Here is a 13874-nt window from a genome sequence, read left to right as displayed (position 1 = left end):
GTGTTTCAGGCAGGGATTGCTTGCTCCAGTGCGACACCGGCACCCACCAACCCGGAATACGGCGCCGTCACCAGCCACACCGGAATGCCCTTGAAGTAATCGCTCATGCAGCCCTTGTCGGCAAAGCTGCGGGCGAAGCCGCTTTCGACGAAGAAATCGGCAAAGCGCGGAATCACCCCGCCAACGATGTACACGCCGCCGCGACCACCGGTGGTCAGCACATTGTTGCCGGCCACGCGACCGAGCCAGCAGCAGAACTGCTCCAGCACTTCCAGCGCGATCGGATCGCCAGCCAGACCGGCTGCGGTGATCGCTTCCGGCGTATCGAGTGTCGGCTCATGCCCATCCACCGCGCAGATCGCCCGATACACCCGAGGCAAGCCGCCACCGCTCAACGCCGTTTCCGCACTGACGTGGCCGATTTCGTTGTGGATGTGCTGCCAGAGCTGGGTTTCACGCGGGCTGCTCAGCGGCAGATCAACGTGACCGCCCTCCCCCGGCAAGGCGGCAAACCGCCCTTCGCCGAGATCGAGCAAGGTGCCGACGCCCAGGCCAGTGCCCGGGCCGATCACCACCGCCGGGCGCAACGGCTCCGGCGTGCCTTCGCAGACCACGCGGAATTCGCCGGGCTGCAAACGGGTCATGCCCAGCGCCATCGCCGAAAAGTCGTTGATCAGCAGCAGTTGCTCGACCTGCAAGGTCTGGCAGAACGCCGTGCGGCTCAGACGCCAGTGGTTGTTGGTGAATTTGAATTCATCACCACTTACCGGCCCTGCCACCGACAGGCACACCGAACCGATCGAACCCGGCGCCAGACCGAGGCCGCTCAGGTACAGGCTGATCGCCTCTTCCGGGCTGGCATGGTCGGCTGTCGCCAGCACCTGAACCGATTCCAGTTGCTGGTTTTTCCACAACGCGAACCGCGCGTTGGTGCCTCCGATATCACCGACCAAAGCCAGTTTCAATTAAGCGTCTCCAGGGCAGAAGTGAAGGCGCTGGCGCCCTGCTCCGCCGAGCTGAAGGCCAAACGCATGAAGCCAAACAGTTCGCGACCGCTGCCGATGTTGTTGCCCAACAGGCCTTTGGCAGGATCACGCGCTGCAAATTCGGCGGCGTCGACCTTGAGTTCCAAAGTGCCTTTGACGCCATCGACGCGGATGATATCGCCCTCTTGCACCCGCGCCAAAGCACCACCGACATAAGCTTCGGGGCTGACGTGAATCGCCGCCGGGATTTTCCCCGACGCGCCGGACATGCGCCCGTCGGTGACCAGCGCAACCTTGAAGCCGCGATCCTGCAGCACGCCGAGGAACGGCGTCATCTTGTGCAGCTCGGGCATGCCATTGGAGCGCGGGCCCTGGAAGCGCATCACCGCGACAAAATCCTTCTCCAGCAGACCGGCCTTGAACGCATCGGCCAGGTCTTGTTGATCCTGGAACACCATGGCCGGAGCTTCGACGATCTGGTTCTCCAGCGCCACCGCGGAAACCTTCATCACCCCACGACCGAGGTTGCCCTCCATCACCCGCAGACCGCCCTCGGCGGAGAATGCACGGGCGACCGGGCGCAGGATGTTTTCGTCGAGGCTTTCGATCGGCCCTTCGCGCCACACCAGTTCACCGTTATCGAGGAACGGCTCTTTGGTGTAACGGCTCAAGCCATGGCCGAGCACGGTGTTGACGTCTTCGTGGAGCAGGCCGGCTTCGAGCAATTCGCGGATCAGGAACGACATACCGCCAGCAGCCTGGAAGTGGTTGATGTCGGCCTTGCCGTTCGGGTAGACGTGGCTCAGGGTCGGCACGACTTCGGAGAGGTCGGCCATGTCCTGCCAGGTCAATTGAATGCCCGCAGCCATGGCGATCGCCGGCATGTGCAGGGTGTGGTTGGTCGAGCCGCCGGTGGCGTGCAGCGCGACGATCGAGTTGACCAGCGCCTTCTCGTCGACGATTTCGCCGATCGGCATGAAGTTGCCGTTCTGCTTGGTCAGGCGCGTCACCTGATGCGCGGCTTCGCGGGTCAGGGCATCACGCAGCGGAGTGTTCGGGTTGACGAAAGACGCGCCCGGCAAGTGCAGGCCCATGACTTCCATCAGCAACTGGTTGGTGTTGGCGGTGCCGTAGAAGGTGCAGGTACCCGGGCTGTGGTAGGACTTCATCTCCGATTCCAGCAGCTCTTCGCGGGTCGCCTTGCCTTCGGCGTACTTCTGCCGCACGTCGGCTTTTTCCTTGTTGGAAATCCCCGAGACCATCGGCCCGCCCGGGACGAAAATCGTCGGCAGATGGCCGAAGCGCAGCGAACCCATCATCAGGCCCGGCACGATCTTGTCGCAGATGCCGAGCATCAGCGCGCCGTCGAACATGTTGTGCGACAGCGCCACCGCCGTGGACATCGCGATCACTTCGCGGCTCGGCAGGCTCAGCTCCATGCCCGGCTCGCCCTGGGTCACGCCATCGCACATCGCCGGCGTACCACCGGCGAACTGGCCGACCGAGCCGATTTCGCGCAAGGCGTTTTTGATCTGCTGGGGAAAGACTTCGTACGGCTGGTGCGCCGAGAGCATGTCGTTATACGAAGAAACAATGGCGATGTTCGCCGAGTTCATCATCCGCAAGCTGTGCTTGTCTTCGCTACCACACCCGGCCACGCCGTGGGCGAAGTTGGCGCATTGCAGCTTGCCGCGCATCGGCCCGTCGGTCGCGGCGCCGCGAATCAGTGCAAGGTAAGCCTGACGCGTGGCGCGGCTGCGGGCGATAAGCCGTTCGGTGACCTCAAGAACGCGGGGATGCATGTGTAGAACTCCAGGCTAACGGATGTGGCGACCTGATTGTCTATGCTGATCAAACACCGTTGTTGTTGGAATGACAGACGGCTTTTTTGACCATTCGGACCAGTTGATTCAGGTCACTCGTTGTAGATAAAACAAAATATTGCCACTAAAAAGGCTTGTTTTCTATTTTTATGCGAATAATCTTGTAATTCCAACAACAAAACGACGGCGGCGCTGTTCAATGACTCTTCGAATCGCAATCAATGGTTTTGGCCGCATCGGCCGTAATGTCCTGCGCGCACTGTATACCCAAGGCTATCGACAGGATTTGCAGATCGTCGCCATCAACGATCTGGGCGACAGCGCCATCAATGCCCATCTGCTCAAATACGACACCGTTCACGGCACATTCGACGCCGAAGTGGCCCATGACAACGAGAGCCTGACGGTCAATGGCGACCGTATTGCGGTCAGCGCCATTCGCAACCCGGCCGAGCTGCCATGGGCGGCGGAAAAGATCGACGTGGTGTTCGAATGCACCGGTCTGTTCACCGACCGTGCCAAAGCCGCCGCGCATCTTACTGCCGGCGCGCGCAAAGTCATTATCTCGGCCCCGGCCAAAGGCGCCGACGCCACCGTGGTTTACGGCGTGAACCACGACATTCTGCGCCAGTCGCACCAGATCATCTCCAACGCGTCGTGCACCACCAACTGCCTGGCGCCAGTGGCGCAGGTGTTGCACCGCGAGCTGGGGATCGAAAGCGGCCTGATGACCACGATTCATGCCTACACCAACGACCAGAACCTGACCGACGTCTACCACACCGACCCGTACCGCGCGCGTTCGGCCACGCAGAACATGATCCCGAGCAAGACCGGCGCCGCCGAAGCGGTAGGCCTGGTGCTGCCGGAACTGGCGGGCAAACTGACCGGCATGGCCGTGCGGGTGCCGGTGATCAATGTGTCGCTGGTGGACCTGACAGTGCAGTTGAAAAAAGAAGCCTCGGCCGATGAGGTCAACGCGCTGATGAAAGCCGCCAGCCAGCACTCGAAAATTTTGGGTTACAACACGTTGCCGCTGGTTTCCAGCGACTTCAACCACAACCCGCTGTCGTCGATCTTCGACGCCAACCACACCAAAGCCAGCGGCAAACTGCTGAAGGTACTGGCCTGGTACGACAACGAATGGGGCTTCTCCAACCGCATGCTGGATAACTGCCTGGCGCTCTGCAACGCGGAGTAATTCCCTCCTCCCATGTGGGAGCGGGCTTGCTCGCGAAGGCGTCGTGTCAGGCAATTAATGTATCGACTGACTCACCGCATTCGCGAGCAAGCCCGCTCCCACAGGTTTTTGATTTCAATCTGAAATCAACACTTGACCACTCGGCTGGATGATAAGCATTATCATTCGCTCGAAATGGATCAGGTTCCCCCGTGAGTCAATCGCGCTTCAATCATGTCTTCCTCTCTCAGCGCACGTCCCTGCTGCGCACGATCGAACGGATGGTCAACAACCACAGCACCGCCGAAGACCTGTTGCAGGAGACCTACCTGCGCGTCACGCGGGCGCTGAGCGAGCGCGCCATCGATCACCTTGAACCCTTCGTGTTCCAGACCGCGCGCAATCTGGCGCTGGATCACCTGCGTGCGCGCAAGATCCATTCGCGGACCATGGTCGATGACGTGCCACAGGACGTGGTGCACAGCGTCGCCGCCCCCGCCAGCAGCGCCGAAGACGCCGCCCACGCCGAACAATTGCTGGAGCGCCTGAACGTGAGCCTCAGTCAACTCAGCCCGCGTCAGCAGCAGATTTTCATCCTCAGCCGCCTGCACGGGCACAGCTATCAGGAAATCGCCGACGAATTGAATGTGTCCCTCAGCACCGTGCAGAAGGAACTCAAGCTGATCATGTCGATCTGCATCGGTGTCGCCGAGCGCTTGAATGGCGACTGAGGCCAAAGGCGTTTGCTGTCATCCACAGGATCGACTGCACTGATGATCGGGCTTTGCTACCCTTGCCCGACTTTTACGCTTCACTAAAAAAACAGCCGTGCACAGACACTGCCGAGGACACACCGTGACGGACACCCACCGCTCGCCTTCGCCCGCAACGGCGCAGGACGCCGCCCGTGCAATGGACCAGGCTCTGGACTGGCTCATCGTGCTCGGCAGTGCGGACGAAGAGCAGACCCGGCAATTTCATGCGTGGCTGGCGGCCGATCCGTTGAATGCCGAGGCGTTCGCCAAGGCGCAGGCGATCTGGGACGGGCCGCAAGTCGTCCAGTGCGCGCAAAGCCTCGCGGCCAAACCGACGAAAGTCACCGTCCTCAAGCGGTTGCGTCCGCACTGGAAACCGTTGGCGACTGCTGCGGTGCTGATTCTGGGCCTGTTCAGTTTCAGCAATCTGCCGATGCGCCTGCAGGCCGATCACCTGACCGTGGTCGGCGAGCGTCAGCGCCTGCAACTGGAGGATGGCTCCAAGGTGCTGCTCAACACCAACTCGGCATTCTCCAGCACCATCAATGACCGGCAGCGCGTGGCGCGGCTGTATCAGGGCGAAGCGTTTTTCGAAGTGGCTGCCAACCGTGGCCAGCCGCTGCAAATCGATGCCGGCCCGGTGCAGGCCAGCGTGCGCGACACCGCGTTCGCCGTGCGCTATCTGGACGGCGTCGCGCAGGTCAATGTGCAACGCGGTGATGTCGATCTGCGCGCCACGCACAACGACGCACGAGTGCGTTTGAGCGCCGGCGAAAGCATTCGCATCGGCCCCAACGGTTTCGATCGTCCGGCCAAGCTCGATGCCGCCACCGATCTGGCCTGGGTCCAGGGCCGACTGGTGTTCGAGAACTGCCCGTTGAATCAGGTGCTGGCCGAATTGCGCCGCTACTACCCGGGCTGGATCATCAATACCAACGAGCAGTTGGCCGACGTCAACGTCACCGGCAACTACCGCCTCGACCAGCCGCTGGACGTGGTGCGTTCCCTAGCCCACATCACCTCGGCGCGCCTGCAGCAATTCCCCGCGCTGGTGATCCTGAACTAAATGAGAATTATTTTTACTCGATAGCCAAAGCCCGTTCGTCTCGTTATAGCCAATGCAATTGATTCGCATCTTCGGAGGCGAATCAGCACCTATAAAGATTCGTGCGACACGGAGCGCTATCGATGTCCTCTCGCCTTACCCGCCAGACTGCTACCCCTTCCCGCGTATTGTCGCTGCTGACGGCCGCCATCCTCATGGCCGGCACTGCACCGCTGATGGCTGCCAGCGAACAACCGGCGCGCAACATGGGTGATTATTCGTTCTCGATCGGCCAGCAACCGCTGGTGTCGGCGCTCAATGCCTTCACCAGCGTCACCGGCTGGCAGGTCGGCTTGCCGGCAGAACTGGGTCAAGGCGTGTCGTCGCCGGGCGTGCGCGGGTCGCTGCCGCCGGAAAAAGCCCTGGAGCGCCTGTTGGTGGGGACCAACCTGAGCTTCCGCAAGCTGAGCAACAACAATGTGGTGCTGGAGAAGCGCGCCACCAGCGGCGCACTCAATCTGGATCAGGTGACCATCAGCGCCACCCGCCAGGAACAGTCGGTCAATAGCGTGCCGGCCACCGTCACTGTGCAGACCCGCCAGGATCTGGATCGCAACAACGTCAACACCATCAAGGATCTGGTGCGTTACGAGCCGGGCGTATCCGTCGGCGGCGCCGGCCAGCGCGGCGGCATCAGCGGCTACAACATTCGCGGCATCGACGGCGACCGCATCCTGACGCAGGTCGACGGCGTCGAAGTGCCGGACGGTTTCTTCAACGGCCCGTACGCCAAGACCCAGCGCAATTACGTCGACCCGGAAATCGTCAAACGCGTGGAAATCCTCCGTGGCCCGGCCTCGGTGCTGTACGGCAGCAACGCCATCGGCGGCGCCGTCAGCTACTACACCCTCGACCCGGACGACATCATCAAGCCCGGCAAAGATGTCGGCGCTCGCTTCAAAACCGGTTACAGCTCCGCCGATGAGAGCTGGCTGAAATCCGCCACCGTCGCCGGGCGTGCCGAGCAGTTCGACGGCTTGCTGCACTTCAGCCAGCGCGACGGTCACGAAACCGATTCCTACGGCAGCAACAACGGCACTGGCCTGGCGCGCACCGCTGCCAACCCGGAAGACGTCAAGGCCACCAACGTTCTGGCGAAGATCGGCTGGAACTACAACGAAGATTCCCGTCTGGGCCTGACCTACGAGAAGTACAAGGACGATCGCGACACCGATCAGAAAAGTGCCTACGGCGGCCCGTACTTCAACGGCGCGCCGACCATCCCCAACAGCATGCTGCCCGGCGGCATGTACCAGTGGCGCACCGGCAATGACACCATCACCCGCGAGCGTTTCGGCCTCGAGCACAGCTTCGCCCTCGACAGCCTGCTGGCCGATAACGTGAAGTGGAGCCTCAATCACCAGATCGCCAAAACCGATCAGAGCACCGAAGAGTTCTACTATCCGATGACCCGTAAAGTGCTGCGCACCCGCGACACGGTCTACGAGGAGAAACAGTGGGTATTCGATGCGCAACTGGACAAGGCCTTCGCCATCGGTGACACCGATCACGTGCTGACCTACGGCACCACGATCAAACAGCAGAAAGTCACCGGTTCGCGCAGCGGCGACGGCAAGTGCCTGGCAGTCGGGCGTGGTTGCACCGCCATCGGCGCCACCAGCGCGGCGGACGTGCTGAAAAAATCCAGCGACTTCCCGGACCCGACCATCAACACCTACAGCCTGTTCGCCCAGGATCAGATCAGCTGGAACCAGTGGACCTTCCTGCCGGGCCTGCGCTACGACCACACCCAGCTCAAGCCGCACATCACTCAGGAATTCCTCAACACCGTGGCGGCCGATGGCAACGGCACGGTCAGCGACGCGAACAAGAGCTGGCACAAAGTCTCGCCCAAATTCGGCCTGACCTATGCCCTGACCGATAACTACACCTGGTACGGCCAGTACGCCGAAGGTTTCCGCACACCGACCGCGAAAGCGTTGTACGGGCGCTTCGAAAACAGCACCACCGGCTACAACGTGGCGCCCAACCCGAACCTGGAACCGGAGAAAAGCAAAAGCTATGAAACCGGTCTGCGCGGCAACTTCGAACAAGGCTCGTTCGACGTGGCGGTGTTCTATAACAAGTACCGCGATTTCATCAACGAAGACGCGGTCACTCCCGGTTACGACGAGCTGACCTTCCAGTCGAGCAACATCAAGCACGCGACCATCAAGGGCGCCGAAGTCAAAGGTCGCCTGAACCTCGATGCGTTCGGCGCGCCGCAGGGCCTCTACACCCAAGGCTCGATCGCTTACGCCTACGGTCGCAACAACGACAACGGCGAGCCGCTCAACAGCGTCAATCCGCTGACCGGCGTATTCGGTCTGGGTTACGACCAGGACAATTACGGCGGCCTGCTGAGCTGGACCGTGGTGAAGAAAAAGGATCGCGTCGACGACAGCAACTTCAAGTCGCCGGATGGCGTCAGCAGCCAGTTCAAGACCCCGGGCTTCGGCATTCTCGATCTGGCCGGCTATTACAAAGTCACCGACGACGTCACCGTCAGCGGCGGCATCTACAACCTGACCGACAAGAAGTACTGGTTGTGGGATGACGTGCGCGGTTACGACAGCGTCGGCGAAGCCTCGGTGACACAACCGGCCAACCTCGATCGCCTGACCCAGCCGGGCCGCAACTTCGCGATCAATCTGGTCTGGGACATCTGAACCGCACGGCCCTGCGACGCGCATTGATCAGCGCCTCGCGGGGCTTTTTTTACGGTTTGGCACCTGCCCGTTCGTCTCGTTATCAAGCGCCTCTTTTATCAAGGACACCCCCATGACCACTTCGGAAAAAGCCCTGCGTTCACAACGCCTGAACCAGATCACCCACGAGCCGCACAGCAAGCTCGACGCCCTGGTCAAGGCCCACGCGCCGTTCGAAACCCGCGCCAACTTCGCGCGTTTCGTGGTCGCGCAGTACCTGTTCCAGTCGGAACTGGTCGACCTGTATAACAATGCCGAACTGACTGCCATCGTCCCGGATCTGCCGGCCCGTTGCCGCGCGGATGCGGCCAAGGCTGACCTGGCGGATCTCGACACCGACATCCCGCCACCGGTGGCCGGTGCGCTGAAAAACCCGAGCAAGGCCCGTGCCCTCGGCTGGATCTTTGTTTCCGAAGGTTCGAAGCTTGGCGCTGCGTTCCTGATCAAACGTGCGGTGGCGCTGGAGCTGAGCGAAACCTTTGGTGCCCGTCACCTGGGTGAACCGGAAGGCGGCCGTGCCGAAGGCTGGAAAAGCTTCGTGCGCACCCTCGATTCCCTGCCGTTCACCGCCGAAGAGGAAGCCGAAGTCGAGCAAGGCGCAATCGACGCGTTCAACCGCTTCACCGTGCTGCTGGAACAGGCTTACGCCACCGAGGCCGAACCGGCCTGACACAACACAAACTCCCCTTGTGGGAGCGAGCCTGCTCGCGAAGGCGGCAGCACATTCAAGATTAATGTGACTGATCCACCGCTTTCGCGAGCAGGCTCGCTCCCACATTGGAACTGCAACAACCTGTAAGATCTCCCTTCCGCTTCAAAAGCAACCGCTGAGCCCATGCCGCAACCCGCCACCTCAAAACTCGCCCGCCTGCTGTTCGGCCTGCTGGCCTACGTCAGCCTCGGCATTGGCCTGATCGCCATCGTCGTGCCCGGCCTGCCGACCACCGAGTTCATCCTGCTCGCCGCCTGGGCCGCGACTCGCAGCTCGCCGCGCCTGAGCGCCTGGCTGGAAAACCATCGGCTGTTCGGGCCGATCCTGAGCAACTGGCGCAACGGCAAGATCATCGCGCGCAAAGCCAAGGTCAGCGCCACGATCAGCATGCTGCTGTGCGCGACGTTGATGCTGGTAATGCTCGATCACGGCTGGCCGGTGTATCTGGCGATTGCCGGGATGAGTCTGGGCAATCTGTGGATCTGGTCACGTCCGGAAGCGATTCCGCCCTCCGCCTGACCGCCCGCTATTTTTGGCAAATAAGCTTGTGTGGTGAGGGGATTTAGCGAAACGTCGCACCGCCCCGATGGACTGCGCAGCAGGTCCAAAACCAGAAAACCAGTTTTAACTGACACGCTGCGGATGCCTGATTAGTGGCTGCTGCGCAGCCAATCGGGGATAAATCCCCTCACCACAAAGCCTCATCACCAGCATTTCCTCAGCGTTCATCCGGCTGAAACTTCCCTGTAAATAATCGCCTTTTCAGCACAATCCCCTGCGCAAACGTTTAGCGCTGACCGTTCGTCGGCAAGCGGCTCATGCCCTCTCGCTGCGCGCCGATGAGCAATGCATGGCGCTGAATGGATTTGGCGAACCGGGTAGTTCATCCCGTGGCCACCTGCTCATTCATTCACGAGATCGCCCCATGTTCGACTCTCTCTCCATTCGCCTGAAAATCGTCCTGCTCTCCGGCCTGTGCCTGCTGGGTGTGGTTGCGCTGATCGTCGGCATGAACATTTACCAGACCAATCAGAACGACGAACTGGTCAGCAACTCCAGCAACCAGTTGCTCACTGCCAGTGTGCAGAACCTGTTGCAGGCCAAAGCCGCCGAACAAGCAGTGCGGGTGCAGAAGACCTTTGGCGAAAGCCTGACGGTGATCACCGCGCTGGCCGATCAGATCAAGGACATGCGCCTGCTGGCCGCCAAGCGTTCACTGGACGCCGGGGCCCTGCGTGAAGAGTTGAACCTGAGCCTGAAAACCGCGTTCGAGCGCAACGACAAGGTGCTCGGCATCTGGCTTGCCTTCGAACCCAACGGCCTCGACGGCAAGGACAGCGAGTTCGTCAACGACGCCGCGCGCCAGTCCAACGAAGCCGGGCGTTTTGCGAGCTACTGGAGCCGCGCTGCCGGCTCGGCGCTGAACACGATCATGGTCGAAGAAGACATGACCAAGACCACCCTCAGCGTCAGCGGCACGCCGTACAACAGCTGGTACACCTGCCCTCGCGACAACAAGCGTACTTGCCTGCTCGATCCGTATGCCGACACCGTGGGCGGCAAGGAAATGTTGATGACCACCATTTCCGTGCCGTTGATCGTCGACGGCAAGGCCATCGGCGTGGTCGGTGTCGACATCGCCCTTGATGCCCTGCAAGCGGCGGCGGTGGAGTCCCAACGCAACCTGTTCAACAACGCCGGACACATGCTGATCGTTTCGGGCAGCGGCGTGCTCGCTGCTGACAGTTCCGATGCGACCAAGGTCGGTAAAAAGATCAGCGATACCCTCGGTGCCGACGGCAAGGATCTGCTGCAACTGGTCAGCAGCGGCACGCCGAAGATTCTTGAACAGGGCGAGCTGATTCGCGCGGTGTACCCGGTCGATCCGATTGGCAACTCGCGGGCCTGGGGTGTGGTCATCGACCTGCCGAAACAGGTGCTGCTGGCCGACTCGGTGAAGCTGCAAGCGGTGCTCGACGACGCGCAGGAAACTGGTGTATTCACCGCATTGGCGGTGGCGGCAGTTGCCGGTTTGATTGGCTTGCTGCTGATCTGGCTGACCGCCTCCGGTGTCACTCGCCCGATCAACAATGTCGCCGAGATGCTGAAAAACATCGCCAGCGGTGAAGGCGATCTGACCCAGCGCCTGAACTACAGCAAGAAGGATGAACTGGGCGAACTGGTGAACTGGTTCAACCGCTTCCTCGACAAGCTGCAACCGACCATCGCCCAGATCAAACAGAGCATCACTGAAGCGCGTGGCACTGCTGATCAGTCATCGGAAATCGCCCGCCAGACCAGCGAAGGCATGCAGGTGCAGTTCCGCGAAATCGATCAGGTCGCCACCGCGTCCAACGAAATGAGCGCCACCGCCCACGACGTCGCCAACAGCGCGTCGAACGCGGCCAACGCCGCCAAGGGCGCCGATCAGTCGGCCAGGGACGGCCTGTCGATCATCGAGCGCAGCACCCGCGACATCAATCAACTGGCCGACGAAGTCAGCAAAGCGGTGACCGAAGTCGAAGCACTGGCAGTCAACAGCGAGCAGATCGGCTCGGTGCTGGAAGTGATCCGCAGCATCGCCGAACAGACCAACCTGCTGGCGCTCAACGCCGCCATCGAAGCGGCCCGCGCCGGGGAAAGCGGTCGTGGTTTTGCGGTGGTGGCCGACGAGGTGCGCAACCTCGCCAAGCGCACTCAGGATTCGGTGGAAGAAATCCGCATCGTCATTGAGCGCATCCAGACCGGCACCCGTGGAGTGGTCGCGACCATGCATTCGAGCCAGACCCAGGCGCACAACAACGCCGGGCAGATCCGCCAGGCCGTGGACGCACTGGGCAAGATCAGCGATGCGGTGACGGTGATCAGCGACATGAACCTGCAGATCGCCAGCGCCGCCGAACAGCAGAGCGCTGTGGCCGAAGAGGTCAACCGCAACGTCTCGGCGATTCGCACCGTGACTGAAACCCTGACCGAGCAAGCCACCGAGTCGGCGGCGATCAGCAGCCAGCTCAATGCCCTGGCGAGCCAGCAGATGAAGCTGATGGATCAGTTCCGCGTCTAGCAAACTGCAAAAATCCCTGTGGGAGCGAGCCTGCTCGCGAAGACGGCAGCACATTCAACATCAAAGTGACTGATCCACCGCTTTCGCGAGCAGGCTCGCTCCCACAGGGGTAAGTGTTCACCTGCCGGAATTTCATCTGGCCCGAGATTTTTTTGCACTATCATCGCCCTCTCTCCCGGAGGGCCTTCGATGACTGATTTACTCACGTCCATTCAAGCCGCACTCGGCTTGCCCCACACGCCGATTCCGTTCACCGCCAGTGGCGCCCTGCCCTCGGCGTTTGCCGTCAGCGACCTGGCCTGCGCCAGCATCGGCGCTGCCGGTCAGGCCGTCAGCGAACTGCTCCGGCAACAGACCGGGCACTTGCCCGCCGTAGAAGTTGATCGGCGTCTGGCGTCGTTCTGGTTTGCCACCTCGTTGCGGCCGATCGGCTGGGAGATCCCGCCGCTGTGGGATCCGATTGCTGGCGACTACGCAACCGAAGACGGCTGGATCCGCCTGCACACCAACGCCCCACATCACCGTGCTGCGGCTGAAAGCGTGCTCGGTGCCTGCGCCGATCGCGCTGCCATGGCGGCGAAAGTCGCGCAATGGCGCAGCGCCGATCTGGAACAAGCGGTGGTCGATGCCAAGGGCTGCGCCGCCGAAATGCGCAGTTGGGCGCAGTGGCAGCAGCATCCGCAAGGGATGGCAGTGAATGCCGAGCCGCTGGTGCATTTCATCGATTCGCAGGATGAAATCACCCACCCGTGGCAAAGCTCGGTGGCGCAACCGCTGGCCGGGCTCAAGGTGCTCGACCTGACCCGCGTGCTCGCCGGCCCCACCGCCAGCCGTTTTCTCGCGGGTCTCGGCGCCAACGTGCTGCGCATCGATCCGCCGAGCTGGAACGAGCCGGGCGTGGTGCCGGAAGTCACCCTGGGCAAACGCTGCGCACGGCTGAATCTGCAGCAACCGGACGATCGTGCAGTGTTCGAAAACCTGTTGAAGGACGCCGATATCCTCATACATGGCTACCGTGCCGATGCCCTGGAACACCTCGGTTTCGGCGCCGAACGCCGCCGACAACTGGCGCCGGGGCTGATCGACGTCAGTCTCAATGCCTACGGCTGGAGCGGCCCGTGGCAGAACCGTCGTGGTTTCGACAGCCTGGTGCAGATGAGCAGCGGCATCGCCGAGGCCGGACAGCGCTGGAAACAGGCTGACAAGCCGACGCCGCTGCCAGTGCAGGCACTGGATCACGGCACCGGGTATTTGATGGCGGCCAGTGCGATACGGCTTCTGACGCAGCGATTGAAGACGGGCCGCGGTGGTTCGGCGCGCTTGTCGCTGGCGCGTACCGCCAAGCTGTTGATCGAGCACGAACCAGGAACGAGCGAAGCGTTACGCATCGAGGATAAACAGGATCAAGACTCGCGAGTGGAGCAGACCCCATGGGGGCCGGCGCATCGCTTGCTGGCGCCGGTGAAGATCAGCGGGACGCCGCTGCAGTGGGCGTTGCCGGCTACTGAATTGGGTTCGCATCGCGCGCAGTGGTGATGACC

10 protein-coding genes are annotated in these 13874 nt (G+C 61.7%); 8 read left to right on the top strand and 2 right to left on the bottom strand.

Translation table 11 applies throughout. The features are described from left to right. Positions 1-5: 5 nt before the first annotated feature. A complete protein-coding gene (locus tag H043_RS0115150) occupies positions 6-965 on the bottom strand; it encodes a glucokinase (protein WP_027612560.1) in 960 nt (319 codons plus the stop codon). Beyond that, positions 962-2788: a phosphogluconate dehydratase gene (gene edd / locus H043_RS0115145; RefSeq protein ID WP_027612559.1), complete on the bottom strand. Its 1827-nt coding sequence runs from the start codon at positions 2786-2788 to the stop codon at positions 962-964. Before edd ends, H043_RS0115150 begins: the two co-directional genes overlap by 4 nt. A 220-nt stretch (positions 2789-3008) precedes the next feature. On the opposite strand from edd, the gene gap reads away from it, so the two are divergent. The 8 genes from gap to H043_RS0115105 all read left to right on the top strand — a co-directional run bounded on the left by gap (position 3009) and on the right by H043_RS0115105 (position 13869). Continuing rightward, on the top strand, positions 3009-4010 hold the full coding sequence (gap, locus tag H043_RS0115140; protein ID WP_027612558.1) for a type I glyceraldehyde-3-phosphate dehydrogenase: 1002 nt from the start codon (positions 3009-3011) through the stop codon (positions 4008-4010). 191 nt (positions 4011-4201) lie between these two features. Further along, on the top strand, positions 4202-4720 hold the full coding sequence (locus H043_RS0115135) for an RNA polymerase sigma factor (protein ID WP_027612557.1): 519 nt from the start codon (positions 4202-4204) through the stop codon (positions 4718-4720). Between the two features lie 124 nt (positions 4721-4844). Further along, positions 4845-5810 (top strand): FecR domain-containing protein, encoded by a 966-nt coding sequence (locus H043_RS0115130; RefSeq protein WP_027612556.1) that lies wholly within the window; start codon positions 4845-4847, stop codon positions 5808-5810. Positions 5811-5932: 122 nt separating this feature from the next. Then, the gene (locus H043_RS0115125) at positions 5933-8518 is read left to right on the top strand and encodes a TonB-dependent receptor (RefSeq protein WP_027612555.1); all 2586 of its coding nucleotides are present in this window, start codon (positions 5933-5935) and stop codon (positions 8516-8518) included. A 112-nt stretch (positions 8519-8630) separates the two neighbouring features. Further along, the gene (locus H043_RS0115120) at positions 8631-9227 is read left to right on the top strand and encodes a biliverdin-producing heme oxygenase (protein ID WP_027612554.1); all 597 of its coding nucleotides are present in this window, start codon (positions 8631-8633) and stop codon (positions 9225-9227) included. A gap of 165 nt (positions 9228-9392) precedes the next feature. After that, positions 9393-9788: a YbaN family protein gene (locus H043_RS0115115; RefSeq protein WP_027612553.1), complete on the top strand. Its 396-nt coding sequence runs from the start codon at positions 9393-9395 to the stop codon at positions 9786-9788. A 406-nt stretch (positions 9789-10194) separates the two neighbouring features. Further along, positions 10195-12333 (top strand): methyl-accepting chemotaxis protein, encoded by a 2139-nt coding sequence (locus H043_RS0115110; protein ID WP_027612552.1) that lies wholly within the window; start codon positions 10195-10197, stop codon positions 12331-12333. 189 nt (positions 12334-12522) lie between these two features. Beyond that, entirely contained in the window at positions 12523-13869 is a 1347-nt protein-coding gene (locus H043_RS0115105) for a CoA transferase (RefSeq protein WP_027612551.1), read from the top strand. Positions 13870-13874 lie beyond the last annotated feature (5 nt).

Source organism: Pseudomonas sp. URIL14HWK12:I6 (assembly GCF_000514195.1).
GTDB lineage: Bacteria > Pseudomonadota > Gammaproteobacteria > Pseudomonadales > Pseudomonadaceae > Aquipseudomonas > Aquipseudomonas putida_A.
Note: the sequence above shows the minus strand (reverse complement) of the source record. Positions and strands in the feature narration are given on the sequence as shown.